Here is a 20,055-nt window from a genome sequence, read left to right as displayed (position 1 = left end):
TGATCCGCATGCCGAGCCCCGCCGTCGACGCGCGCGGCGAGCTGCGTCGGGCGGTCGTCATCTGGTCCCTGCTCGCGGCCCTCCTCGTCGGGGCGTTCCTCGGCACCGTCGCCGCGCTCAACCAGGGCACGTTCAGCGCCCACGGCTTCGTCCGCTCCTACCTCGACGCGCTCGCCCGCGAGGACAGCCGCGACGCCTTGTCCACGCCCGGCGTCACGCTGCCGGACACGGGCAGCCGCGCGCTCCTCGACGCCCGCGCGCTGCCCGGCCTCGCCGACGTGGCGCTCGTGTCCGACGAGCCGGCGGGCGACGGCGAGCGCGCGGTCACGTACTCCTACACGCTGCCGTCCGGCGCCGGATCCACCGAGTTCCGCGTGCGCGAGACCCCCGCGGCCCTCGGACTCTTCGCCCGGTGGGAGTTCGCGACGAGCCCGGTCGCATCCGTCGACCTGGAGCTGCGGCACGCGGCGACGTTCACGGCCAACGGGCTGGCCGTCTCCGCGACGCCCGGCGGCGAGGCGGCCGCGGGCGCCGGATCCACGTACCTGGTTCTCGCGCCGGCCTCCCTCGCGCTCGACCACTCCTCCCGGTACCTGCAGGCGGAGGACGCCGAGGTCGCCGTCACCGAGCCGGGCAGCGTCGTGCCCGCGCGCGTCGACGCCGAGCCGACCGCCGACCTCGTCGCGTCGGTGCAGTCCGAGGTCGAGTCGTACCTGACGGAGTGCACCACGCAGGCCGTGCTGTACCCGTCGGGCTGCCCGTTCGGGAAGACGATCCGCGACCGGATCACCGCGCCGCCCGTGTGGAGCATGACGACCATGCCGCAGATCGCGCTCCAGCCCGCGAGCGACGACCCCGCCGACCTCGACTGGGTGGTGCCGTCCACCGTCGGGACCGCGCACATCACGGTGCCCGTCCGCTCCCTCTACGACGGCAGCGTGAAGGACCTCGACGAGGACGTGCCGTTCAGCGTGAGCTGGCGCGTGAGCGTGGACGAGACGTCGGGCGTGCGGATCCAGGGGCTGTAGCCGCTCCCGGCACCCTCCCCCCGCGTCACGGTGCGGTGCGGGAGCGGCAGGGCCAGGATCGGGACGCAACAGGGTCCGTGCGACCGCGGGGATCCGTCACCCGAGGAGCGCCCCCATGTCCGCGATCATGACCCCGTACCTGTCCTTCCGCGACCAGGCGGCCGACGCGCTCCGCTTCTACCAGGGGATCTTCGGCGGCGGCGTCACGACGACGACCTTCGCCGAGGGCGGCATGGCCCCGGACCCCGCCGAGGCCGACAAGGTCATGCACGGCCGGTTGGACTCGGGCGCGGGCTTCGTGCTCATGGCGTCGGACACCCCGGCGTCGATGGGCGTGCCGAGCGGATCCGCCATCACGCTCTCGCTCTCGGGCGACGACGCGGCCGTGCTCGACGGGTGGTGGGACGCGCTCACGGCCGACGGCACGATCGTGCTGCCGCTCGAGCTCGCGCCCTGGGGCGAGCGGTTCGGCATGTGCACCGACCGCTTCGGGATCGACTGGATGGTGTCGATCGCGCAGGCCTCCCCGCCGGCTGACGCCTGATCCCGCCGGCCCGTCGCGGGGCTCAGGCCCAGCGGCCGCCGCGCGGCACGATGAGCGGCGTGTGCGAGACGGGGTCGTCGATCACGAGGCACGGGAGCCCGAAGACCTCCTCGACGAGCTCCGCCGTGACGATGTCGCGCGGGGCGCCCGACGCGACCACCCGGCCGTCCCGCATCACGATGAGGTGGTCGGCGTAGCGCGCGGCGTGGTTGAGGTCGTGCAGCACGGCGACGATGGTGCTGCCGTCGCGGTGCAGGTCGGCGAGGAGGTCGAGCAGCTCGATCTGGTGGGCGATGTCGAGGAACGTCGTCGGCTCGTCGAGGAGCAGCACGGGCGTCTGCTGCGCGAGCGCCATCGCGACCCACACGCGCTGGCGCTGGCCGCCGGAGAGCTCGTCGACGTGGCGGTCGGCGAGGTCGGCGACGCCCGTCGCGGCCATGGCCTGCTGCACGGCGTCCTCGTCCGTCGGCGTCCACTGGCGGATGAGGTTCTGGTGCGGGAAGCGACCGCGCGCCACCAGGTCGGCGACCGTGATCCCGTCGGGCGCGATGGCGCTCTGCGGGAGGAGGCCGACGATGCGCGCGACCTCCTTCGCCCGGTAGGAGCCGAGCGGCCGGTCATCGAGGAGCACGCCGCCCGCGGTCGGCGCGAGCAGGCGCGACAGGGCGCGCAGCAGCGTCGACTTGCCGCACGCGTTCGGGCCGACGATCACGGTGAAGGAGCGGTCGGGCACGGACACGTCGAGCGCCTCCGAGATCACCCGCCGGTCGTAGGAGAGCGTGACGCCCTCGGCGCGCAGGCGCGGGGCGGTGGTCGCGGGCGCGGCGGTGGCGGTGTCGGTGTCGTCCACGGGTGGATCTCCCATCGGGTCGGGGGCGGCGTCAGGCACGGCGGGACGCCTCGCGGATGAGCAGGGCGATCAGGTACGCGCCGCCGACGACGACCGTGACGATGCCCACGGGCACCGTCCCCGGCAGCGCGTGCTGGGCGGCGTAGTCGGCGGCGAGCAGCAGCAGGCCGCCCGCGAGCGCGGCCGGCACGAGCGGCAGGCCGGCGCTCCGCGTCAGGCGGCGGGCGATCTGCGGGGCCGCGAGCGCGACGAACGCGATCGGCCCGGCGGCGGCGGTCACGACGGCCGTGAGGGCGACCCCGAGCACCAGCAGCGCGAGGCGCGTCGGCTCGGCCCGCACGCCGTGGGCGCGCGCGGCGTCGTCGCCGAGCTCGAGCTGCCGCAGCGGCGCGGAGAGCAGCAGGATCGCGGGCGCGAGCACGAGGAGGGCGGCGAACGCCGGGAGCGCGCGGTCCCAGCCGACGAGGGCGAGGGATCCGGCGCCCCAGATGGAGGCGGCCATCGCGACCTCGGTGCCGGCCTTCAGGAGCAGGAACGTGTTGACCCCGTGCAGCACGGCCGTGACGGCGATGCCCGTGATGATCAGCCGGAAGCCCTGCACGCCGCCACGGTACGCGAGCAGGTAGACGACGAGCGCCGTGCCGAGCCCGCCCGCGAGCGCGCCCACGGCCGTCGGCAGGAAGGCCGTGCCGGCCAGCGTCGTGACGACGAGCGCGCCCGTGTACGAGCCCGTCGAGAAGCCGATGATGTCGGGCGACCCGAGCGGGTTGCGCGTGAGCGACTGGAAGACCGCGCCCGCGACCCCGAGCGCCGCGCCGAACGCGAGCGCGGCGAGCACGCGCGGCAGGCGCCACTCGAGCACCAGGGTCGAGGCGAAGGACCCGTCCGGGAGCGCCACCGCGCGGATCACCTCGGGCACCGTCAACGGGAAGTCGCCCGTGCCGAGCGCCACGAGCGCCACGGCGACGATCGCGACGGCGAGCGCCGCGCCCACGAGCGCCTCGCGCCGCTGCAGCCGGAGGCCGACGACGGGCAGGCGCACGGTGCCGCCCATCCGGGCGGGGCGTCCGGCGGCGGGCCGGGTCGCATCGGGGCGACGGCCGGCGCGGGCGGGCGCGCTCACAGGGCCGACGCCCTCTGCCGGCGGACGAGCAGGATCAGCACGGGCGCGCCCAGCACGGCGGTCACGATCCCCGCGGGCAGCTCGGCCGGCCGCAGCACGACCCGGCCCACGATGTCGGCGGCGAGCAGCAGCACGGGCGCGAGCACGATCGTGTACGCGAGGATCCAGCGCTGGTCGGGCCCGACGATCCAGCGCGCGATGTGCGGGATCATCAGCCCGACGAACGCGATCGGCCCGGCCATCGCGGTCGCCCCGCCCGCGAGCAGCGTCACGGCCACGACGGCCACGGCCCGCACCACGGCGACGTTCGCGCCGAGGGACCGCGCGAGGTCGTCGCCGAGCGCGACCGCGTCGAGGCTCCGGGCGATGAGGGCGGCGAGCAGCACGCCCGCCGCGAGGAACGGCGCGACCGACGCGAGGGCGTCCCAGCCGCGGTCCTGCAGCGAGCCCGACTCCCACGCGCGCATGGCGCTGAAGCCCTGCGGGTTGGCGAGCAGCATCCCCGAGGTGATGCCCGCGAGCACCGCGCCGAGGGCGACGCCAGCGAGCGTGAGGCGCACCGGGTCGCCGCCGCCGCGCCCCGCGGATCCCACGACGTAGACGACCACGGCCGCCACGAGAGCGCCGGCGAAGGCGAACCAGAGGTAACCGCTCACGGCGGTCACGCCGAGGACGCCCGTCGCGATGGCGACCGCGAACGCCGAGCCCGCGGTGACGCCGAGGATGCCGGGATCCGCCAGCGGGTTGCGCGTGACGGCCTGGATGAGCGCGCCCGCGACCCCGAGCGCGAGGCCCGCGGCGAGGCCGACGAGGGTGCGCGGGATGCGGAGGTCGGTGATCACGACGAGCTCGGCCGGGTCGCGCGGCCGGCCGGCGAGCGCGTCGACGACGGCGCCGAGCGGGATGTCGCGCGACCCGATCGCGATGCTCGCGAGCGATGCCAGCACGAGCACGCCGAGCGCGAGCAGCAGTCCCGCCGCGCGCGACGGCGCGCTCCGTGCCCGGCCCGCGGGGGCGTCGGGGGCGGAGGCGCGCGCGAGGACCCGGAGCGACATGGCCCGGTCAGCCTACCGTGCCCTTAGGTTAGGCTGCCCTTGCCTGACAGGATCCACACCGGCCCGTCACCCCACACCCGAGAGGCCCCGCACCATGAGGTTCCCCACCACCGGCTCCGCCCTCGTCGCGCTCACCGTCGCGACGCTCGCCCTCACCGGATGCACCGCCTCCACCGACCCGGCCGCCTCCGCCCCGCCCGCGTCGGGATCCGCGACCGGCGCCTTCCCCGTCACGGTCGACACGAAGTTCGGCGACGTCACCGTGCCCCGCGAGCCGACGCGCGTCGTCGCCCTCGGCTGGGGCGATGCGGAGACCGCGCTCGCGCTCGGCGTGCAGCCCGTCGGCGCGTCCGACTGGCTCGGCTTCGGCGCCGACGCGGACGGCGTCGGCCCGTGGGCGCAGGGCCTCTACACGCAGAAGCCGCAGATCATCGAGACGCTCGAGCCCTCCTACGAGGCCATCGCGGCGCTCAAGCCCGACCTCATCCTCGACACCAAGGGCTCCGGCGACCAGGCCCGCTACGACCGCCTCTCGCAGATCGCCCCCACCATCGGCGTGCCCGAGGGCGCCGACAGCTACCTCACCGACATGGAGGACCAGGTCGACATGGTCGCCGAGGCCCTCGGCCGGGAGGACCAGGGCGACGCCCTCCTCGACGCCGTCGACCAGCGCTTCGAGCAGGCCGCGGCCGCGCACCCCGACTGGAAGGGCAAGACGGCCACCGCCGCCACCAAGACCAGCGAGGGGTGGGGCGCCTACGCCGAGGGCAGCGAGCGCGTCGCGTTCCTCGAGCGGCTCGGCTTCGCGCAGAGCCCGACCATCGCGGGCATCCCCGTCAACGCCGGCGGGTTCTCCGTCGACATCTCGTCCGAGCAGCTCGACCTGCTCGACGCCGACGTGATCGTGGCGTTCCCCATCTTCATCGACAAGTCCGTGATCACCGACGACCCGCTGTGGAAGGCGATCCCCGCGGTCGCGGCCGGCCACTCCCTCGTCCTCGACGGCGACCTGTCGTCGGCCTACTCGATCGGCACCACGCTCTCCACCGGCTACGCGCTCGACCAGCTCGTGCCGCTGCTGGAGACCGCGACGTCCTGATCCGCGTCCGCACCACCGGGGCCCGCCGCGCGCACCGCGCGGCGGGCCCCGTCGCGTCCGGCGGTGCGCACCGGGCATCCGGCGCCGTCCGGCATCATCGAGGGACGGCGCCCACCTCAGGAGCGCTCCACCCGAGGAGGACCATGCGCGACCGCCCCGTCCTGATCCCCGCCGCCGCCGGCATCGCCTGGATCGCCGCCGCCGTCGTCTACGTCGGCACCGAGGCCGTCGCCGCGTCCGCCTTCCCCGGTTACAGCTACTCCGCCAACTACATCAGCGACCTCGGCGTGCCCGACGTCGCCGTGTTCCAGGGCCGCGCCATCGACTCGCCGCTGCATGCGGTGACGAACGCGGGCTTCATCCTGCAGGGCGTGCTCTACCTCGTGGCCGCCGTCATCGCCACCCGCGCCCTCCGCGCCGGCCCCCGCCGGGCGTTCCTCGCCCTCGCCGTGGTGCACGCCGTCGGGATCACGGTGGTCGGCCTCATCCACGGCAGCGCCTCGAGCGCGGCGAGCGGCATCGGCTGGATGCACGTGGTCGGCGCGGGGCTCGCGATCATCGCGGGCAACGCGGCCTCGATCGTGGCGGGTCTCGGCTCCCGACGCATCGGGGCCGCGCGCTCCTTCCGCGTCGCGAGCGTCGCGCTGGGCGTCGTCGGCCTCCTCGCGCTCCTCCTGCTCCAGACCCTCGGCGGGTCGAGCATCGACGGCATCTGGGAGCGCGGATCCGTTTACACGGTCACCGCGTGGGAGCTGTCGACCGGGATCGCCGTCCTCGTCGCCGCGCGACGCGCCCGCCGGGGTTGACGGCGGATCAGCGCCGCTCGGTCGCCTGCAGCGCCTCGAGGTTGCGGTTGTAGGCCTCGAGCTCGGCGTCGCCGTCGCGGTCGGCCTTGCGGTCGTAGCGCACGGAGTCGCGCTTGTCGCTCTTGCTCCACATGACCGCCGTGACGATCGCGAGGATCACCGTCGGGATCTCCCCGATGCTCCACGCGATTCCGCCGCCGGCCTGCTGGTCCGCCAGCGCCGACTCGCCCCACGGCCGGCCCATCGCGCCGAACCAGTCCGCGAGCAGCAGCCCGGTGCCGGTCATGAGCGAGAGGCCGAAGAACGCGTGGAACGCCATGGTGGCGAGCAGCAGCAGCAGGCGCATCGGGTAGGCGAGGCGCACCGGCATCGGATCCACGCCGATGAGGTTCTGCGTGAACAGGTACCCGACGATGAGGAAGTGGACGATCATCCACTGGTGCCCGATGTGGTCGGTCGTGGCCCAGCTGAACAGCGGCGAGTAGTAGAAGACGAGGAGCGAGCCCGCGAACAGCACCGCCGCCACGATGGGGTGGCCCACGAACGACGCGAACCGGGAGTGCACGGCCAGCAGGATCCACTCGCGGCCGCCGCGGCTGCCGTCCTGGCGCTTGCGGATGGCGCGCATGGCGAGGGTCACCGGGGCGCCCGGCACGAGCAGCAGCGGGATGACCATGGCGAGCACCATGTGCGCGAGCATGTGCGAGCTGAAGAGGTACTTCTGGTAGACGTTCACGCCGCCGTTGGTGATGTAGAAGAGGCCGATCATGCCCGCGACCCAGAGGATCGAGCGGTGCAGGGGCCACGCGTCGCCGCGCGTGCGGAGGCGGTGCACGCCAGCCAGGTAGAAGAAGATGCCGAAGGCGCACAGCAGGATCCAGAGCAGGTCGAAGTTCCACTCCGTGAGGTAGCGCATGGGCGTGAGCTCGGGCGGCAGGGGCTCGCCGGTGAGGATCTGCGCGGGCGTCGGATCCGGCAGCTGCGTCGCCACGATCTGGCTCACGGGCGGTGCCGTGCGGGCGAGCGCCGCGGCCACGCCGGACGCGACGCCCATGAACGCGAGCTCGGCCGTGACGAGCCACCAGAAGGGCCCCCGCGCCGCGGATCCGCGCTCCTCGAGCTTCCCGATGAGCACCCGCCGGTACGCCGCGCCGAACAGGCCGAGCGCCAGGAGCGCCGCCACCTTGATCAGCACCAGGAGCCCGTACGCGGTGAGCAGCCGGTCGAGCGTGCCGACGCGGATCTCCGCGCTCACGTACCCGGACGCGGCGACGACCACGAAGCACACGAGCGCGACCGCCGAGTAGCGGCGCAGCACCGGCACCAGCCGGTCCCCGTCGAGCTTCGAACGCAGCAGCACCATGGTGAGCAGCCCGCCCAGCCAGACCGCGGCGAACACGAGGTGCAGCCCCAGCGCGTTGACCGCGGCGTCGTGACCCTCGGTGCCGCCCGCGTGCCCCTGCTGCGCCATGGGCACCAGGCCGCCGACCGCGATCACGAGCACGAACCCGATGGCGGTGTGGTTGCGGACCGCGAAGCACAGCACCGTGACCGTCGCGGCGATCAGCGTGGTCGCGAGCCAGGCCTGGCCCACGGAGATCTGCGTGAGCACGAGCCCGAGGCTCGTCCCGAACTCGGCGCTGAAGGAGAAGGGCGTGCCGGAGACGCTGAGGAAGGTGAAGAACGCCGTGATCGCGGAGGCGACCGTCCAGAGGGCGGCGCCCGCCGCGGCGATGTCGAGCGCGCGGCCGTACTCGGGGCGCTGGCGCGACAGGGCGAACGCGGCGAGCAGCAGCGCGCCGATGGCCGTGGCCGCCGAGAGGTTGACCATCATCTTCGCGGCAGGCAGGCCGTAGCGGACCACGGGGCCCGCGTCCTCGAGGAGCTGCGGGGCGGCGCCCCCGCCGATGGCGAGCGCGGCCAGCAGCGAGAGGAACGCGACGATGACGAGGGCGGCGGGCCCCGCGACGCGGAGGAGTCTGGGCATGAGGGATCCAGCCTAACTCGCGCCCGCTGACGGGCGGCTGGCCGCCGGAGCGCCTCCCGGGAACGCGACAGCGGGGACGCCGACCGGAGTCGGCGCCCCCGCTGGGCGTGTGGTGAGGAGGACTACTTGACGGCGGCCTTGAGCTTGCTGCCGGCGGAGACCTTGACGCCCTTGGACGCCTTGATCTCGAGCGGCTCGCCCGTCTGCGGGTTGCGGCCCGTGCGCGCGGCGCGAGCCGTCTGCTCGAAGGCGACCCAGCCCGGGATCGTGACCTTGACGCCGTCGGCGACGTTGGTCGCGACGGTGGAGAAGAGCGCGTCCAGCACGCCGTTGACGGCGGCCTGGCTCTGGCCCGACTCCGCGGCGACGGCGGCAACGAGCTCGGTGCGGTTGAGTGACTTGTCAGCCATGGGTGTCCTCCTCGGACCTGGTGCCGTTCTTCTCGAGCGGCCGTGTGGTGGATGGTGTCTGTCTACGTCAGCGGACCGTGCGACCCGATCGAGGCCATCAGCGGTCCGTTCGGCCATACGGCCGCTTGGAACCTACCAGCTGGACTTCGTGACGCCCGGAAGCTCGCCGCGGTGGGCCATGTCACGGAAGCGCACGCGGGAGATGCCGAACTTCGACAGGTTGCCGCGGGGGCGACCGTCGATGGCGTCGCGCTGGCGCAGGCGGACGGGCGAGGCGTCGCGCGGGAGGCGCTGGATGCCGGCGCGGGCCGCCTCGCGGCTCTCGTCGGTGCCGTTCGGGTCCACGAGGGCCTTCTTCAGCTCGAGGCGCTTCGCGGCGTACCGCTCGACGATGACCTTGCGCTGCTCGTTGCGGGCGATCTTGCTCTTCTTGGCCATGTTTAGCGCTCCTCGCGGAAGTCGACGTGCTTGCGGACGACCGGGTCGTACTTCTTCAGCACGAGGCGGTCGGGGTTGTTGCGGCGGTTCTTGCGGGTCACGTACGTGTACCCGGTGCCAGCCGTCGAGCGGAGCTTGATGATCGGACGGACGTCCTGCTGCTTGGCCATTAGATCTTCACCCCGCGAGCGAGGATGTCCTTGACGACGGACTCGATGCCGCGGGCGTCGATGACCTTGATGCCCTTCGCGGAGAGCGTGAGCTTGACGTTGCGACGCAGCGAGGGGACGTAGTACGTCTTCTTCTGAACGTTCGGGTCGAAGCGGCGCTTGGTGCGCCGGTGCGAGTGCGAGATGTTGTGTCCGAAGCCGGGGACGGCGCCGGTCACCTGGCAGGTTGCTGCCATGGTTTCCTCCGTAGGTACCGTAGGGCGAGACCGCCCTACCCAAGATTTCTTGTCGGCACGCCCGTCCCCGGATCTCGAGAGATAGGGGTGGGCGCACATGCGAGCGGATGAGCCGCTCGGCCAAGGATCGAGGCTACGCGACGACACGCCCGGGCGCAAGCCGAGGGCCCGGGATCATGCGGATGCGGGGGCCTCCGAGGCGCCGGCCGTCGGCGCGCCCGCCGCCTCGGCCGCGCGGCGCGTGCACTCGGCGCAGAGGCCGAAGACGTCGACCACGTGGCTCGGGGCCGTGAAGCCGTTGCGCGCGGCGACGTCGTGCGCCCAGGCCTCGACCTCGTCGGCCGCGATCTCGACGGTCTTCCCGCAGACGCGGCAGATGAGGTGGTGGTGGTGGCCGCCCGTGGCGCACGTGCGGTAGAGCGCCTCGCCGTCGGGCGACTGCAGGGAGTCGGCGTCGCCCTCGGCGGCGAGGTCGCCGAGGGCGCGGTAGACGGTGGCCAGGCCGATGGGGGATCCCGCGTCGTGCAGGCGCGCGTGGAGCCGCTGCGCGCTCACGAACTCGGTCGATGCGTCCAGCGCCTGCCGGACGGCCTCGCGCTGCCACGTGTTCCGCTTCATGCCCGTGCCCTCCCGGCGGGCGATCCTCCCCGCGGAGCCAGGGTACGCGTCCCGCCCGACGTGCCGCTGCGCGCCCGGAGGGCGTCGATGCCGCGGCAGACCAGGTAGATCGTGAACGAGATGGTCGTGACGTACGGGCTGATGGGGATGCTGCTGCCGAGCGCGAGCATGATGCCGCCCACGATGCTCGCGAGCGCGAACAGCACGCTGAGCGAGACGACCACCCGGGGCGTCGACGAGACGCGCATCGCGGCCGCAGCGGGCGTCACCAGCAGCGAGAGCACGAGCAGCGCGCCGACGATCTGGATGGAGACCGCCGTGCCGAGGCCGAGCAGGATCATGAAGACGATGGAGAGCAGGCGCACGGGCACGCCGCGGGCGGCGGCCACGTCGGGGTCGACGCTCGCGAACATCAGCGGCCGCCAGACGACCGCGAGGCCGAGGATGACGACGGCGCTGATGCCCACGAGGTAGCCCAGCTGCGGGTTGTCGACCGAGACGATCTGCCCCGTGAGCAGGCCGAACTTGTTGCTGGCGCGGCCGTCGTAGAGGGCCAGGAACAGGATCCCGAGCCCGAGGCCGAACGGCATGATGACGGCGATGATCGAGTTGCGGTCCTTCGCGCGCGTGCCCAGCACGCCGATGGCGATGGCGGCGATGAGCGAGCCCACCAGGGATCCGCCCACCACGTTGACGCCGAGCAGCAGCGCCGCCGCCGCGCCCGCGAACGAGAGCTCGCTCACGCCGTGGACCGCGAAGGCGAGGTCGCGCGTCATGACGAAGACGCCGATGAGGCCCCCCACGACGCCGAGCACGGCGCCCGCGATGATGCTGTTCCGCAGCAGCGCCACGAGCGCGCCGTAGTCGGAGAAGTCGAACAGGCGCGACCAGACGTCGCCCGCGTCGGCGAGCAGGTGGATCACGCGGCCCTCCCGTCGGCGGGAGCCTGGTCGTGCACGCCGTGCGACCCGTGGTCGCCGTGCTCGTCGTGGTCGTCGTCGTCGTGCGAGTGGTGGCCGTGCGGGTCGTCGGTGGCGCCGACCACGACGACGCGGCCGCGCACGCGCACCACGTCGACGGGGGTGCCGTAGAGCGAGCTCAGCACCTCGGAGTCGAGGACCTCGTCGGGCGTCCCGATGCGGAACCGGCCGCCCACCAGGTAGAGGACGCGGTCGACCATGTCGAGCACGGGGTTCACGTCGTGCGTGACGAACACCACCGCCGCGTCGGTCTCCCTGCGGTGCCGGTCGATGAGCTCGCTGACCACGCGCTGGTGCCCGAGGTCGAGGCTGAGCAGCGGCTCGTCGCAGAGGAGGAGCCGCGGATCCGACGCGAGGGCCTGGGCCACGCGCAGCCGCTGCTGCTCCCCGCCGGAGAGGGTCGCGACCGGCGCGTCCGCGTAGGAGGTGGCGCCGACCGCCTCGAGCAGCTCGTCGACCCGGGCCCGCTCGGCCCGCCGGCTGATCGGCAGCCCCCAGCGGTGGCCGGTGACGCCGAAGCCGACGAGGTCGCGCGCCCGCACGGGCGTGGCCGCGGTGATGAGCTTCTGCTGCGGGATGTAGCCCATGCGCCGCGCGCCGCGGCGCACCGGCTCGTCGAGGAAGCGCATCTCCCCCGATGTGAGGCGCTGGGCGCCGAGGACGGACTTCAGGAAGCTGGTCTTGCCGGATCCGTTCGGGCCGAGCACCGCGACGAACTCGCCGGGTGCCACGTCGAGGTCGAGTCCGCTCCAGAGCGTGCGCGCCCCGAACGCGAGCGTCGCGTCCCGGAGGCTCAGGACGGGTGCGCCGGTCACGATCCCTTGATGGCGGAGGCCACGGCGTCGACGTTCTCGGTCATCCACTCAACGTACCCGCTGCCCGCGGGCAGGTCGGCGGGCAGGGTCTCCGTGACCGGCACGACCGGGACGCCGGCGGCCTTCGCGGCGGCGACGACCTGGTCGGTCGTCGCGCCCGTGGTCTGCGAGTTGTAGACGAGCGCCGCGACCTTCTTCTCGGAGAAGAGGGCGAGCGTCTCCTTGAGCACGTCGGCGGGCACGTCGGTGCCCTCCTCGACGGCCTCGCTGAACTCGTCCGGCGTGCGGTTCTCGAGGCCCATGGCGCTCGTCATGTACAGCGGCACGGGCTCGGTGATCGCGACGCCCTTGCCGGTGCCGGCCGGCTTCGCGGCGGCCTCGGCGGCGGCGATGCCGTCGAGCTTCGCGGTGAAGGCCTGCTCGTTCGCCTCGAACGTGGCGGCACCGGAGCTGTCGGCCTTCGAGAACGCCTGCTCGATCTCCTCGGCCAGCTTCTTCATCGTGGGCATGTCGTACCAGACGTGCTCGTTGAGCTCGCCCTCGGCGGGCTTCTGGTCGAAGCCGGAGATGTCGACGGCGTTGAGGAGGACGGGGCTCGTGCCGCCCGGGAGCGCCTGGATCATGGTGTCGACGAAGTCGTCGTAGCCGCCGCCGTTCTGGATCACGACGTCGGCGGTGGAGAGCGCGAGCTGGTCGCGCGAGGTGGCCTGGTACTCGTGCGGGTCCTTGTCGGGGCTGTCGATGATCGACGTCACCTTCACGTCGTCGCCGCCGATCTGCTTCGCGATGTCGCCGTAGACGTCGGTGGACGCGACGACCTCGAGCGTGCCGCCGCCGGACGCGGACGCCGACGCGTCGTCGGAGGGGGCCCCGGATCCGGAGGCGCAGCCCGCGAGGGGGACGGCGAGGAGCGAGACGGCGAGCAGGGCGGTGAGGGGGCGACGGTTCATGCATCCGACGATACGGTATTGATAACCGGTATCAGTACCACCACGCCCCCACTGTGGAGGGCGGACGCGTCACTCCAGGAGCAGCGCCGGCTCCTCGATGATGCTCGCGACGTCGGCCAGGAAGCGGCTCGCGACGTCGCCGTCGACGACGCGGTGGTCGAAGCTCGCGCCGATGGTCGTGACGAAGCGCGGACGCACCTCGCCGTCGACCACCCACGGCTTCTGCTTGATGGTGCCGAGCGCGACGATCGCGACCTCGCCCGGGTTGAGGATCGGCGTGCCGGTGTCCATGCCGAAGACGCCGATGTTGGTGATCGTGATGGTGCCCTGGCTCATGTCCGCCGGGCTGGTCTTGCCGTCGCGGGCCGTGAGGGTCAGCTGCTCGAGCGCGCGGGCGAGCTCCAGGAGCGACATCGCCTGCGCCTCCTTCACGTTCGGCACCACGAGGCCGCGCGGGGTCGCTGCGGCGACGCCGAGGTTCACGTAGTGGCGGACGATGATCTCCTGGTCGGTCCACGAGGAGTTGACCGTCGGGTTCCGGCGCACGGCCCAGATCATCGCCTTGGCCATGATGAGCAGGGGCGAGACCTTGACGCCCGCGAAGTCGGTGGACGCCTTGAGGCGCTTGACGAACTCCATCGTGCGCGTGGCGTCGACGTCGACGAACAGGCTCACGTGGGGCGCCTGGAACGCGCTCTGGACCATGGCCGCCGCGATGACCTTGCGGACGCCCTTGACGGGGATCCGGTCCTCGCGCGCATCCGGCCACTCGGGCGTCTCGATGTTCTTGAAGACGCTCGCCTGCTGCGCGGTGCGGATGACGTCCTCGCGCGTGATCTCGCCGACGAGCCCCGTGGCCTCGACCTCGGCCAGGTCCACCTCGAGGTCCTTTGCGAGCTTGCGGATGGGGGGCTTCGCGATGATGGGCGCGGCCGAGGCGGCGGGCACCGAGTCGGGTCGCGGGGCGCGGGCGGCGGGCGCGCCCGCGGCAGCGCCCGGGCGCGCGGCGTGACGGGCGGCCGGGGCGGCGTCGCCCGGCTCGGCGCGCCGACGGCGGCTCGCGACCTTGCCGACGGTGCCGTAGCCGACGAGCACGGCGCCGGAGGTCTCCTCGGGCGCGGGCGCGGGCGCCGGCTCGCGGTTCTCGATGGCGGTGTCGTCCTCGATCACCGTCTCGCCCGGCAGGGCCATCTGCGCCGGCGTCTCGGCGGGAGCGGACACGCTCGGCGAGCCCTGCGCGATGGCGATGATGGGCGTGCCCACCTCGACGGTCTGGCCCTCCTGGACGAGCAGCCCGGAGACCGTGCCCTCGAACGGGCTCGGCAGCTCCACGAGCGACTTCGCGGTCTCGATCTCGACGATCACCTGGTTGAGCGCCACCTGGTCGCCCGGCTGCACGCGCCACGAGACGATCTCGGCGTCGATGAGGCCCTCGCCCACGTCGGGCAGGGTGAACTCGGAATCAGCCATCGTGCGGTCCTCTTCTCCGTGCCGCGGGGGCGGCGGGCGTCTAGTAGGCGAGCGAGCGGTCGACGGCCTCGAGGATGCGGTCGGCATCCGGGAGGTACAGCGTCTCGAGCTTCGCGGGAGGGAACGGGGCGTCGAACCCGGAGACCCGGATCACCGGCGCCTCGAGCGAGTAGAACGCCCGCTCCGTGACGGTCGCCGCGATCTCGGAGCCGACGGACACGTGGCCCGGCGCCTCCTGCGCGACGACCAGGCGGCCGGTGCGCTGGACGGACTCGAGGATGGGCCCGTAGTCGACGGGCGACAGCGAGCGCAGGTCGACGACCTCGACGCTCGTGCCCTCCTCGGCCGCCAGCTCGGCCGCCTGCAGCAGCATGGCGACCATGGCGCCGTGCCCGACGAGCGTGACGTCGGTGCCGGAGCGGACCACGCGGCTCTCGTGCAGGCCGATGCCGGGGGCGGAGAAGTCGACCTCGCCCTTCGGCCGGTAGCGGGCCTTGGGTTCGAAGAACATCACCGGGTCATCGCTCCGGATGGCCTCCTGGATCATCCAGTAGGCGTCGTGCGGCGTGCTCGGGCTCACGACGCGGAGGCCGGGCGTGTGCGCGAAGTACGCCTCGGGGCTCTCCTGGTGGTGCTCGATGGCGCCGATGTGGCCGCCGTACGGCACGCGGATCACGACGGGCATGCGCATCGCGCCCTCGTGCCGGTTGGTGATCTTGGCGAGCTGGCTCGTGATCTGGTCGAAGGCCGGGTAGATGAAGCCGTCGAACTGGATCTCGCACACGGGCCGGTAGCCGCGCATCGCGAGGCCGATGGCCGTGCCGACGATGCCGGACTCGGCGAGCGGGGTGTCGATGACGCGGCGGGGGCCGAAGTCGCGTTGCAGGTGCTCGGTGATGCGGAAGACGCCGCCGAGCGGGCCGATGTCCTCGCCCATGAGGAGGACCTTGTCGTCCTCCTCGAGCGCCCGGCGGAGACCCGCGTTGAGGGCCTTGGCCATGGGCATGCTCTCGATGCCGGCGGGAGCTCCCGATCCGCTCGCCGCGGCGTCGCCGGATCCCTCGGGGGTCGCGGCGCGGTCGATGGTGTCGGTCATCGGTTCCCTCCCAGGGAGGCCTCGTAGCGCTCGAGCCACTCGCGCTGCTCCGTCGTGACGGGGTGCGGCTCCGAGTAGACGTGGTCGAAGATGCCGGGCAGCGCCGGGCTCGTCAGCTCGATGGTGCGGCGGCGGACGTCGGCGGCGAGGTCCTTCGCCTCCTCGTCGATGCCGTCGAAGAGCGACTGCGGCGCGCCCTGGCCGCGCAGGTACGCCTCGAGCCGGGCGATCGGGTCCTTCGCGACCCAGCCCTGCAGCTCCTCGTCGGTGCGGTACTTCGTGGGGTCGTCGCTCGACGTGTGCGCGCCGACGCGGTAGGTGAGCGCCTCGATGAAGGAGGGGCCGCCGCCGTTCCGGGCGTCGTCGAGGTGCTTGGCCGTGACCGCGTAGCTCGCGAAGACGTCGTTGCCGTCGACCTGCGTGCTGGGCACGCCGAAGCCGCGGGAGCGGAGGTAGAGGGGCGTGCGCGACTGCGTGGAGACCGGCACAGAGATCGCCCAGTGGTTGTTCTGCAGGAAGAAGACCTGCGGGGTCTGGAAGCTCGCGGCGAAGACGAACGCCTCGCTCACGTCGCCCTGGCTGGTGGCGCCGTCGCCGTAGTAGGCGATGACGGCGGTGTCGCGGTCGGGATCCCCGGTGGCCACGTCGCCGTCGAACGCGACGCCCATCGCGTAGCCCGTGGCGTGCAGCGCCTGCGAGCCGATGACCAGCGTGTAGAGGTGGAAGTTGCCCGCCGCCGGATCCCATCCGCCGTGCGTCACCCCGCGCATCAGGCGCACGATGTCGACGGGGTCGATGCCGCGGATGAGGGCGACGCCGTGCTCGCGGTACGCCGGGAACACGTGGTCCTGCGGGCGCGTGGCCCGGCCGGATCCGACCTGCGCCGCCTCCTGCCCGGTGCTCGGCGCCCAGAGGCCGAGGTGGCCCTGGCGCTGGAGGTTCGTGGCCTCGAGGTCGAACGCCCGCGTGAGGCGCATGTCGCGGAGGAAGCCACGATGGTCGTCCTCCGTGAGTCGCTCGAAGTACGGGAGGAACTCCTCGGCGGAGTCGCTCGGTGCGAGCTCGCCCGCGGGGGTCAGGAGCTGGACCGTCACATCGCTTTCCGGCATCGTCCCAACCTACCGGCGCGCCGGGTGGCCCTCCGGCAGCCCCCGGACAATTCCCGCAGACGCGTTCAGTAGCTTCCGGACAGAGGCGGGTTCGCCGATGGTGACGCGGATGCCCTCGGACCCGAACGCGCGCACCACGAGCCCCGCGACGGCCAGCTGCGCCTCGACCTCGGCGGTCTCCGCTCCCGTGGCCAGCCAGACGAAGTTGCCGTGCGGTCGCGGCACGTCCCAGCCCTGCTCGGTGAGCGCGCGCCACGCCTCGTCGCGGTCGCGCGCGAGCACGGCCACGCGCTCCAGGAGCTCGTCCTCGTGCTCGAGCGAGGCCAGCGCCGCGTGCTGCGCGTGCCCGGTGACGGAGAGCGGGATGGCGGCGGAGCGGGCGGCGTCGAGGATGCGCGGGTGACCCACGGCGTAGCCGATGCGCAGGCCGGCCAGCCCGTACGCCTTCGAGAACGTGCGGAGGACGACGAGGTTCGGGTGGTCGGCGAGGAGGCGCATGCCGTCGAGGGCATGCTCCTGGCCGACGAACTCGCCGTACGCCTCGTCGAGGAGCACGAGCACGTCGCGCGGGACGGCCGCGAGCAGGCGCTCGAGGTCGGCCTGCGTGACGAGGGTGCCGGTCGGGTTGTTCGGGGTGCAGACGATGACGACGCGCGTGCGGTCGGTGAGCGCCCGGATCATGCCGTCGACGTCGTGCGAGTGGTCCGGCAGGTTCGGCACCGGGACGCCCGTGGCCCCCGCGACCGTGATGAGGGTGGGGTACGCCTCGAAGGAGCGCCAGGCGTGGACGACCTCGTCGCCGGGGCCCGCGGCCGCCGTGATGAGCTGCGAGAGGATCGCCACGGATCCGGCCCCGGCGTGGACGTGGTCGACCGTGACGCCGAAGCGCTCGGCGAGCGCGGTGCGCAGCAGCGTCGCGCCCGCGTCGGGATAGCGGTTCACGTCGCGCACCTGGTCGATGCGGGCGAGCACGGAGGGCAGCGGGTCGAAGGGGTTCTCGTTGCTGGAGAGCTTGAAGTCGTCCTCGCCGGCCGGCTTGCCCTGGCGGTAGGCGACCATGGCCGCGATGGCGGGACGGAGACGCACGGGGGCGGCGGGTTCGGGGATCACCGGGCGATTCTACGGGCGGGCCGCCGCATGGCCCATGGTCCGTCGGGGCGGCGTCTGCGAAGATCTGCGCATGCCCCGATTCCTCGTCCGCGTGGTCGTCAACGCCCTCGCGCTCTGGCTCACCACGCTCATCGTCTCCGGCACCGTCGTGACCGCCTACGAACCGGGCGACACCACGGCCACCGTGCTCACCTACCTGCTGCTCGGCGCGATCTTCGGCGTCGTGAACGGCGTGATCGGCACCGCCATCCGCATCGTGGCGTTCCCCCTCTACATCCTCACGCTGGGCCTCATCGCGCTCATCGTCAACGGTCTGCTCTTCCTCCTCGTGGCCGCGATCTCGGACGCCCTCGGCTTCGGTCTCACGGTCGAGGGGTTCTGGTGGGGCGTGCTCGGCGCGCTGCTCATGGCGTTCTTCAGCTGGCTGGTGGGCCTCGTGCTCCGACCGGTGACCGCGAGGAGCTGACCCGCGCGTCACATCCCCCCGCCCGATCCGCCCGCGGAGGGGACCGCCGGCCTCTCCGCCCGGTAGAGGTGGGACGCGACCGGCGTCGCCCCGTCGAGGAACCCGTGGAGCTCGTCGCGTGCCCTCTCCAGGAGCGGCGAGCGGGAGGCGTCCATCTCGGTCGCCGTCTCCCTGTACGTGCCGAGGTCGTGCGCGTCCAGCGGCCCGGCGGATGCCGTCGGCGCGAAGGCCGGCGCGCGCACCACGACATCGTCGCCCGCGTCGCCATCGGACGGGCGCACGCCGCCGAGCGAGGGGACGGGGTCGTCCGTGTGCTCCACCGCCACGCCGTCGATCCCCGGGCGCATCGGCAGCTGCCCGACCGGGGAGCCGAACGTGAGCTCGTGGGTGACGCGGAAGCCCGGGCCGTCGCCCACCGAGCGCGCGAGGATCCCGCCCATCGAGTAGCCGACGACGTACACCTCGTCGTCCGCGGCGGCGCCGGCCTCGCGGAGCGCGGTCTGCGCGGCGCGCACGGCGGACCCGCCCTCGGTGGCGAGCGCGGCGGCCGCCGAGGACGGACCGAAGTCCTCGCGGCCGGTGCGCGGATCCAGGGTCACCATGCCGCCGAGGTACGCGACGAAGCGGCGTCGCCCGTCCGGTGCCCGGTACTCCTCGACGCGCATCTGCGCGGCGCCGGGGACCGGGTCGGGGATCCGGTCGGCGAGGTCCCGCAGGCTCGACGGCACCGGTCGGACGGCGTCACCGCGGACGTGGACGATCGCCGGCGCGTCGCGCAGGATGCCGACGGCGCCGAGCATGGCCAGGAGACCCGCGGTCGCCTCGCGCACGCCGTCGTCGCCGGCCGGGCGGCCCGGGAGGAAGCGCGTGGCCGCGGCCGCGATGTCCGAGACCACGTCCCGGACGACGGCGGGCAGCATGATCCGTCCGGGCCCGTCCGGATGGACGGCGAGCATGCTGCCGACACCCAGCAGCCGCAACCCGTCGGGGCGCAGGCCGGCGAGCGCGTCGCCGATGCCGCCCGGGGACGGGCGAGCGGCGTCCGTCGCGCCGGCGCCCGATGCGGATCTCACGCAGCGGTCGACGTCCCGCTCCCCGTCCGCGTACTCGGCGGCGATGCGGCGCAGGTCGGTGGCGAGCGCCCGCGCGTCGTGGGCGGCGGCCGCCAGGAGGCCGCGCGGAGCGTCGAGCCGCGCGTCGTGGTCGCCCGTGATCGTGGCCACCAGCGGCGGCAGGACCAGCGCACGGGCATGGTCCTCCAACCTGCCGCCCTCGTCGTCGAGCCGCGCGGCGATGCGCGTGAGGTCGTCCGTCTCGACCGCGGTGCCGCCTCCCTCGGTGACGGTGAGCCCCGCGACCGCGGTCACGGGTGCGCTCCCGGGCAGCCCGGCACCGCGTCGGCGGCCGGATGCGCGTCGTGGAGGAGGGTGCCGGCGAGCGCCACGCGACCGGCCAGGTCGTCGAGGGCGCGGAGGAACGCGTCGTGGGCGCGTCCCGACCACGACGGGTCGTCGCGGCAGGACGCGATGACGCGATGCGTCTCCGCCACCGCGTCCGCGAGGACCGCGAGCGCGTGCGCCCGCGACCGCGCCTCTGCCCGCAGCTGCCCGGGGGTGCCGCCGCCCTGACCCGACCCCTGCGCTCCGAGCGGATCGCCCCCGCCCGCACCCCATCCGCCCGCCCGTCCCGGCATCG

At 73.4% G+C, this 20,055-nt stretch carries 22 protein-coding genes and 2 pseudogenes; 6 read left to right on the top strand and 18 right to left on the bottom strand.

The window, feature by feature from the left end; all coding sequences use genetic code 11:
* The first annotated feature begins 8 nt into the window (after positions 1–8).
* Both ITJ44_RS07865 and ITJ44_RS07860 read left to right on the top strand, forming a co-directional pair.
* A complete protein-coding gene (locus tag ITJ44_RS07865; protein WP_194634350.1) occupies positions 9–1,028 on the top strand; it encodes a hypothetical protein in 1,020 nt (339 codons plus the stop codon).
* A 115-nt stretch (positions 1,029–1,143) separates the two neighbouring features.
* Positions 1,144–1,572: a VOC family protein gene (locus ITJ44_RS07860; RefSeq protein WP_194634348.1), complete on the top strand. Its 429-nt coding sequence runs from the start codon at positions 1,144–1,146 to the stop codon at positions 1,570–1,572.
* A gap of 22 nt (positions 1,573–1,594) precedes the next feature.
* On the opposite strand, the gene ITJ44_RS07855 is transcribed toward ITJ44_RS07860, so the two are convergent.
* From ITJ44_RS07855 to ITJ44_RS07845, 3 genes are read right to left on the bottom strand one after another with little or no spacing between them, the layout of a single operon-like run.
* On the bottom strand, positions 1,595–2,437 hold the full coding sequence (locus ITJ44_RS07855; RefSeq protein WP_194635022.1) for an ABC transporter ATP-binding protein: 843 nt from the start codon (positions 2,435–2,437) through the stop codon (positions 1,595–1,597).
* A gap of 16 nt (positions 2,438–2,453) precedes the next feature.
* Positions 2,454–3,545 (bottom strand): iron chelate uptake ABC transporter family permease subunit, encoded by a 1,092-nt coding sequence (locus ITJ44_RS07850; RefSeq protein ID WP_194634347.1) that lies wholly within the window; start codon positions 3,543–3,545, stop codon positions 2,454–2,456.
* Positions 3,542–4,600 (bottom strand): iron ABC transporter permease, encoded by a 1,059-nt coding sequence (locus ITJ44_RS07845; protein ID WP_194634345.1) that lies wholly within the window; start codon positions 4,598–4,600, stop codon positions 3,542–3,544. The genes ITJ44_RS07850 and ITJ44_RS07845 overlap by 4 nt, the downstream gene beginning before the upstream one ends.
* A 94-nt stretch (positions 4,601–4,694) precedes the next feature.
* Here ITJ44_RS07845 and ITJ44_RS07840 point away from each other — a divergent pair, with 94 nt between their 5' ends.
* Both ITJ44_RS07840 and ITJ44_RS07835 read left to right on the top strand, forming a co-directional pair.
* On the top strand, positions 4,695–5,699 hold the full coding sequence (locus ITJ44_RS07840; protein ID WP_194634343.1) for an iron-siderophore ABC transporter substrate-binding protein: 1,005 nt from the start codon (positions 4,695–4,697) through the stop codon (positions 5,697–5,699).
* A gap of 143 nt (positions 5,700–5,842) precedes the next feature.
* A complete protein-coding gene (locus ITJ44_RS07835; protein WP_194634341.1) occupies positions 5,843–6,505 on the top strand; it encodes a DUF998 domain-containing protein in 663 nt (220 codons plus the stop codon).
* 7 nt (positions 6,506–6,512) lie between these two features.
* On the opposite strand, the gene ITJ44_RS07830 is transcribed toward ITJ44_RS07835, so the two are convergent.
* Complete coding sequence (locus ITJ44_RS07830; RefSeq protein WP_194634339.1) at positions 6,513–8,492, bottom strand: cytochrome c oxidase assembly protein; 1,980 nt, start codon at positions 8,490–8,492, stop codon at positions 6,513–6,515.
* A 122-nt stretch (positions 8,493–8,614) separates the two neighbouring features.
* The gene (locus tag ITJ44_RS07825) at positions 8,615–8,902 is read right to left on the bottom strand and encodes an HU family DNA-binding protein (RefSeq protein WP_012039622.1); all 288 of its coding nucleotides are present in this window, start codon (positions 8,900–8,902) and stop codon (positions 8,615–8,617) included.
* Positions 8,903–8,953: 51 nt separating this feature from the next.
* On the opposite strand from ITJ44_RS07825, the pseudogene ITJ44_RS16160 reads away from it, so the two are divergent.
* Positions 8,954–9,139 (top strand): annotated as a pseudogene (locus ITJ44_RS16160) (hypothetical protein); the annotation flags it as partial.
* Here the strand turns inward: ITJ44_RS16160 and rpsN are convergent.
* From rpsN to ITJ44_RS07770, 11 genes and pseudogenes are all read right to left on the bottom strand, one after another.
* Positions 9,050–9,340: pseudogene (gene rpsN / locus ITJ44_RS07820) on the bottom strand (30S ribosomal protein S14); the annotation flags it as partial. The pseudogenes ITJ44_RS16160 and rpsN overlap by 90 nt on opposite strands.
* 2 nt (positions 9,341–9,342) lie before the next feature.
* A complete protein-coding gene (gene rpmG / locus ITJ44_RS07815; protein ID WP_011187086.1) occupies positions 9,343–9,510 on the bottom strand; it encodes a 50S ribosomal protein L33 in 168 nt (55 codons plus the stop codon).
* Complete coding sequence (rpmB, locus tag ITJ44_RS07810; RefSeq protein ID WP_012039624.1) at positions 9,510–9,746, bottom strand: 50S ribosomal protein L28; 237 nt, start codon at positions 9,744–9,746, stop codon at positions 9,510–9,512. Before rpmB ends, rpmG begins: the two co-directional genes overlap by 1 nt.
* Before the next feature lie 174 nt (positions 9,747–9,920).
* Positions 9,921–10,364: a Fur family transcriptional regulator gene (locus tag ITJ44_RS07805; protein WP_194634335.1), complete on the bottom strand. Its 444-nt coding sequence runs from the start codon at positions 10,362–10,364 to the stop codon at positions 9,921–9,923.
* Positions 10,361–11,287, bottom strand: a complete 927-nt coding sequence (locus ITJ44_RS07800) for a metal ABC transporter permease (RefSeq protein ID WP_194634333.1) — start codon at positions 11,285–11,287, stop codon at positions 10,361–10,363. Before ITJ44_RS07800 ends, ITJ44_RS07805 begins: the two co-directional genes overlap by 4 nt.
* Positions 11,284–12,159, bottom strand: coding sequence for an ATP-binding cassette domain-containing protein (locus tag ITJ44_RS07795; protein ID WP_194634331.1), 876 nt, complete (start codon positions 12,157–12,159; stop codon positions 11,284–11,286). Before ITJ44_RS07795 ends, ITJ44_RS07800 begins: the two co-directional genes overlap by 4 nt.
* The gene (locus ITJ44_RS07790) at positions 12,156–13,109 is read right to left on the bottom strand and encodes a metal ABC transporter solute-binding protein, Zn/Mn family (protein WP_194634329.1); all 954 of its coding nucleotides are present in this window, start codon (positions 13,107–13,109) and stop codon (positions 12,156–12,158) included. Before ITJ44_RS07790 ends, ITJ44_RS07795 begins: the two co-directional genes overlap by 4 nt.
* Before the next feature lie 69 nt (positions 13,110–13,178).
* The gene (locus tag ITJ44_RS07785; protein ID WP_194634328.1) at positions 13,179–14,579 is read right to left on the bottom strand and encodes a dihydrolipoamide acetyltransferase family protein; all 1,401 of its coding nucleotides are present in this window, start codon (positions 14,577–14,579) and stop codon (positions 13,179–13,181) included.
* 40 nt (positions 14,580–14,619) lie between these two features.
* Positions 14,620–15,585 (bottom strand): alpha-ketoacid dehydrogenase subunit beta, encoded by a 966-nt coding sequence (locus ITJ44_RS07780; protein WP_304519862.1) that lies wholly within the window; start codon positions 15,583–15,585, stop codon positions 14,620–14,622.
* Between the two features lie 86 nt (positions 15,586–15,671).
* Complete coding sequence (locus ITJ44_RS07775; RefSeq protein WP_194634324.1) at positions 15,672–16,784, bottom strand: thiamine pyrophosphate-dependent dehydrogenase E1 component subunit alpha; 1,113 nt, start codon at positions 16,782–16,784, stop codon at positions 15,672–15,674.
* Positions 16,785–16,793: 9 nt separating this feature from the next.
* The gene (locus ITJ44_RS07770; protein WP_228494890.1) at positions 16,794–17,843 is read right to left on the bottom strand and encodes a pyridoxal phosphate-dependent aminotransferase; all 1,050 of its coding nucleotides are present in this window, start codon (positions 17,841–17,843) and stop codon (positions 16,794–16,796) included.
* 121 nt (positions 17,844–17,964) lie between these two features.
* Between ITJ44_RS07770 and ITJ44_RS07765 the strand changes: the two genes are divergently transcribed.
* Positions 17,965–18,360 carry a phage holin family protein gene (locus ITJ44_RS07765; protein ID WP_194634321.1) on the top strand — a complete coding sequence of 132 codons (396 nt, stop codon included), beginning with the start codon at positions 17,965–17,967 and terminating at the stop codon, positions 18,358–18,360.
* Between the two features lie 8 nt (positions 18,361–18,368).
* Here the strand turns inward: ITJ44_RS07765 and ITJ44_RS07760 are convergent, their stop codons facing one another.
* Positions 18,369–19,727 (bottom strand): hypothetical protein, encoded by a 1,359-nt coding sequence (locus tag ITJ44_RS07760; RefSeq protein WP_194634319.1) that lies wholly within the window; start codon positions 19,725–19,727, stop codon positions 18,369–18,371.
* Positions 19,724–20,053 carry a hypothetical protein gene (locus ITJ44_RS07755; protein WP_194634316.1) on the bottom strand — a complete coding sequence of 110 codons (330 nt, stop codon included), beginning with the start codon at positions 20,051–20,053 and terminating at the stop codon, positions 19,724–19,726. The genes ITJ44_RS07760 and ITJ44_RS07755 overlap by 4 nt, the downstream gene beginning before the upstream one ends.
* Positions 20,054–20,055: the final 2 nt, after the last annotated feature.

Origin of the sequence: Clavibacter sp. VKM Ac-2873 (genome assembly GCF_015351075.1) — a bacterium.
Lineage (GTDB): Bacteria > Actinomycetota > Actinomycetes > Actinomycetales > Microbacteriaceae > Clavibacter.
The sequence above is the reverse complement of the archived record's forward strand: the minus strand, read 5'-3'. Positions and strand labels throughout refer to the sequence as shown.

Excerpts from the sequence above, each read along its gene's own strand:
- ITJ44_RS07865 (WP_194634350.1), top strand. The coding sequence starts at position 9 with ATGCCGAGCCCCGCCGTCGACGCGCGCGGCGAGCTGCGTCGGGCGGTC.
- ITJ44_RS07860 (WP_194634348.1), top strand. The coding sequence starts at position 1,144 with ATGTCCGCGATCATGACCCCGTACCTGTCCTTCCGCGACCAGGCGGCC.
- ITJ44_RS07855 (WP_194635022.1), bottom strand. The coding sequence starts at position 2,437 with ATGGGAGATCCACCCGTGGACGACACCGACACCGCCACCGCCGCGCCC.
- ITJ44_RS07845 (WP_194634345.1), bottom strand. The coding sequence starts at position 4,600 with ATGTCGCTCCGGGTCCTCGCGCGCGCCTCCGCCCCCGACGCCCCCGCG.
- ITJ44_RS07840 (WP_194634343.1), top strand. The coding sequence starts at position 4,695 with ATGAGGTTCCCCACCACCGGCTCCGCCCTCGTCGCGCTCACCGTCGCG.
- ITJ44_RS07835 (WP_194634341.1), top strand. The coding sequence starts at position 5,843 with ATGCGCGACCGCCCCGTCCTGATCCCCGCCGCCGCCGGCATCGCCTGG.
- ITJ44_RS07830 (WP_194634339.1), bottom strand. The coding sequence starts at position 8,492 with ATGCCCAGACTCCTCCGCGTCGCGGGGCCCGCCGCCCTCGTCATCGTC.
- ITJ44_RS07825 (WP_012039622.1), bottom strand. The coding sequence starts at position 8,902 with ATGGCTGACAAGTCACTCAACCGCACCGAGCTCGTTGCCGCCGTCGCC.
- rpmG (WP_011187086.1), bottom strand. The coding sequence starts at position 9,510 with ATGGCCAAGCAGCAGGACGTCCGTCCGATCATCAAGCTCCGCTCGACG.
- rpmB (WP_012039624.1), bottom strand. The coding sequence starts at position 9,746 with ATGGCAGCAACCTGCCAGGTGACCGGCGCCGTCCCCGGCTTCGGACAC.
- ITJ44_RS07805 (WP_194634335.1), bottom strand. The coding sequence starts at position 10,364 with ATGAAGCGGAACACGTGGCAGCGCGAGGCCGTCCGGCAGGCGCTGGAC.
- ITJ44_RS07790 (WP_194634329.1), bottom strand. The coding sequence starts at position 13,109 with ATGAACCGTCGCCCCCTCACCGCCCTGCTCGCCGTCTCGCTCCTCGCC.
- ITJ44_RS07785 (WP_194634328.1), bottom strand. The coding sequence starts at position 14,579 with ATGGCTGATTCCGAGTTCACCCTGCCCGACGTGGGCGAGGGCCTCATC.
- ITJ44_RS07780 (WP_304519862.1), bottom strand. The coding sequence starts at position 15,585 with ATGCCCATGGCCAAGGCCCTCAACGCGGGTCTCCGCCGGGCGCTCGAG.
- ITJ44_RS07775 (WP_194634324.1), bottom strand. The coding sequence starts at position 16,784 with ATGCCGGAAAGCGATGTGACGGTCCAGCTCCTGACCCCCGCGGGCGAG.
- ITJ44_RS07770 (WP_228494890.1), bottom strand. The coding sequence starts at position 17,843 with ATGGTCGCCTACCGCCAGGGCAAGCCGGCCGGCGAGGACGACTTCAAG.
- ITJ44_RS07765 (WP_194634321.1), top strand. The coding sequence starts at position 17,965 with ATGCCCCGATTCCTCGTCCGCGTGGTCGTCAACGCCCTCGCGCTCTGG.
- ITJ44_RS07755 (WP_194634316.1), bottom strand. The coding sequence starts at position 20,053 with ATGCCGGGACGGGCGGGCGGATGGGGTGCGGGCGGGGGCGATCCGCTC.